This window comes from Oleiphilus sp. HI0123, from assembly GCF_001635315.1.
The window spans coordinates 1-2983 of the sequence record NZ_LWGE01000438.1 but is presented as its reverse complement, the minus strand read 5'-3'; the positions used below and the strand labels follow the sequence as shown (position 1 = coordinate 2983).

3 protein-coding genes and 1 pseudogene are annotated in these 2983 nt (G+C 44.5%); all 4 read left to right on the top strand.

Translation table 11 applies throughout. The annotated features are described in order from the left end of the window. A pseudogene (locus tag A3761_RS26875) lies at positions 1–541 on the top strand (NAD(P)/FAD-dependent oxidoreductase); the annotation flags it as partial. Between the two features lie 12 nt (positions 542–553). After that, on the top strand, positions 554–1372 hold the full coding sequence (locus A3761_RS04170; RefSeq protein ID WP_068510424.1) for an SDR family oxidoreductase: 819 nt from the start codon (positions 554–556) through the stop codon (positions 1370–1372). Positions 1373–1382: 10 nt separating this feature from the next. Next, positions 1383–2324 carry an alpha/beta fold hydrolase gene (locus A3761_RS04165; RefSeq protein ID WP_068739347.1) on the top strand — a complete coding sequence of 314 codons (942 nt, stop codon included), beginning with the start codon at positions 1383–1385 and terminating at the stop codon, positions 2322–2324. 52 nt (positions 2325–2376) lie between these two features. Beyond that, positions 2377–2983, top strand: a 607-nt coding sequence (locus A3761_RS04160) for an SDR family oxidoreductase (RefSeq protein WP_068749874.1), incomplete at its 3' end; no start/stop codon positions are given.

Genomic DNA, 2983 nt, shown 5'->3' with positions numbered 1-2983 from the left:
GAATAATGGCATAAAAGAAATCACCGAGAAGGGTATTGTGACTCAGGACGGTGTCGAGCACGAGCTGGATTTGATTGTCTACTCAACCGGTTATGATGCTACTGATGGCGTGATCTCATATCCGGTGGTGGGTAAAGGCGGTAAGACCTTAGCTCAGGCATGGAGTGACTTCCCCAGAGCTTATTTAGGGACGAGTGCGCCAGGCTTTCCAAATTTGTTTATTGTCACAGGGCCTAATACAGGCATTGGTCATACCTCCGCTTTGTTTATTATTGAGTCGCAAATGAAATACATCATGAACAGTATTTCGGCGCTTAAACAAAGTGGCAAAAAAGTGATCGAAGTCAATGTAGATGCTGAGGAGAAATATACCGATTTAATTCATCACGAGATGGCCAAAACGGTTTGGCAGCGTGGCGGTTGTAACTCTTGGTATAAGAGCAAGAGCGGAAAAGTGATTGCCATGTTCCCGGGGTTTAGTTTTACCTTCAGACGCTGGGCTAAGAAATTTAAACGCCAAGATCACTCTTTTAACTCTTAAGTAGTAAAAACGATGAAAAAAATAACAAGTTTTAAAGACAGGGTAGTGGTGATAACAGGGGCTGCCTCGGGTATGGGGCGCGCCTATGCGCTGGCTTTTGCTAAGCAAGGTAGTCATCTGGCTTTGTGTGACTATGACGAGGAAGGCTTAGGCGAGACGATCTCGTTGCTACCAGAATCACAAAAAGTCTTTGCACAGGCCTTTGATATCTCAGATGAGCAGGCAGTGTTTGAGTTCGCCGATCAGGTTAAACAACACTTGGGTCAAGCATTTATGCTTGTCAATAATGCGGGGGTTGAAGGCAGTGGTGAGCCGGTTTGGGCGACAGAGCAATCATATTTTAAGCGGGTGATGGATGTTAATTACTATGGTGTGATTCATGGTACTCGCGCATTTCTATCTGACATGCTGGCTAATAACCAAGGCGTGATTGTGAATGTCTCAAGTATCTTTGGCCTGACGGGAACACCCAATCATGCTGATTATTGTGGTAGTAAATTTGCCGTACGAGGTTTTACCGAAGCTTTAATGGTCGAATTATCGGCCAGTGATATTCAGGTACACCTTCTACATCCAGGGGGGATTCGAACCAATATCGTAAGGCATGAACATGCCCGAGACTTTTCTCAGAACTTTCTGACTACTGAACCAGAGGATATTGCCGAACATTTAATTAAGTCAGTTAAGAAAAATAAGCCTCGTATTGTCTATGGAAATAATGCTATTAAAGTGTGGTTGGCTTCCAAACTGTTGCCTTTACCGCTTGTTTGCGCGATGGTTTGGTCAGAAATGAAGAAGGTTATCGACCTTCGAGCGTATAAATACAAATAAGGATATTGAAATGTTGATAAAAAGTTTACTGGCTTTAGCTGCCATTTTGTTAGTTTTTGTGGGTGCCACGTTCATCGCTCCGGCTCCAATGGGTAAAGCGGTCTATGAATGGGCTGCTCCCTTCGAGGCTGGTTTATATGGCTTGGAAAAGGCTCAGGTAAATATTGGCGAGATGGATATTTATCTCTACCAAAATGAAATAAAACCTGAGCGTCCTACTATCGTTATGTTGCATGGCTATAGTGCCGATAAAGATGTCTGGCCACGTTTTGCTCAGTTTTTTAGCGAGCACTATAACGTGCTAATTCCTGATATGGCTGGTCATGGTGAAACGGGCTTCCATAAAGATTGGGATTACGGTGGACCTGCTCAGGTTGAACGTATCATCGCTTTGCTTGATAAATTAGCGCTCGATAAAGTTCATGTTATTGGCAATTCAATGGGCGGATTTATCGCAGGCCACTTTGCTCGTATGTATCCTCAGCGAACACTGAGCTCGACCTTAGTTGATCCGGCAGGTGTTGAGTCACCCATCAAGAGTGATATGGAGAAGATGCTAGCAGCAGGGCGCAATCCTTTCGAAATACACAGTCGTGAAGAGTTTGATACCTTTTACGGGATGACCATGGCCAAAGCACCTTACATTCCAAGTTTTATTCTTGAGGCTGTTTCAGAAAAGTACCAAGCGCGCCGAGAAGAGTTAATCGAGATCTTCCAGGACTTCCATGGCAAGCATATGTTGCAGCCGGTATTAAATGAAATTCAAGCGCCTGTGCTATTGCTATGGGGTGATCAGGACCAGCTCCTACATGTCAGCGCCGTTGATGTATGGAAGGCTGGCATTAAGAATATATCTATAAAAATTTGGCCGGGTATTGGACATATGCCTATGGTTGAGATTCCGGCTGAAAGTGCTGAGGTTTACCAGGCGTTTTTAGATAAAAATAGCTAATTTAAACGTGCCAGGCTCGACTTTGTCGGCCTGCTTACCTAGAGGAAAAATAATGAAAAACTTAAACGGTAAAGTAGCCGCGGTGACAGGTGCTGGGTCGGGCATTGGTCAAGCACTGGCGGTTAACTTGGCGCAGGAAGGTTGTGCTCTGGCCATCTCTGATGTGAATGAGAAAGGTCTGAAAGAAACGCAGAACTTACTTAAAGGCTTCAATGTGAAAGTCACAAGCCATGCTCTCGATGTAGCTGATAAAGAGGCTGTCTATGCCTGGGCCGATAAGGTGGTCGAAGACCATGGCAAAGTAAATTTGATCTTCAATAATGCCGGAGTGGCTTTGTCAGGCACGGTGGATTCGCTCTCGATTGAAGACTACGAATGGATTATGAATATCAATTTCTGGGGTGTTGTTTATGGCACCAAAGCCTTTCTGCCTCACCTTGAAGCATCGGGCGAAGGTCATGTGGTAAATATTTCCAGTATATTTGGCTTAACTTCACAGCCGTTAATGAGTGGTTATAACGCGAGTAAGTTCGCTGTTCGAGGGTTTACCGAGTCTCTTCGTCAGGACTTGGAAATTACCGGTTCAAAGGTCAGCACTACTTGTATTCATCCTGGTGGTATAAAAACAAATATTGCTCAGTCAGCGCGAGTTGACAAAA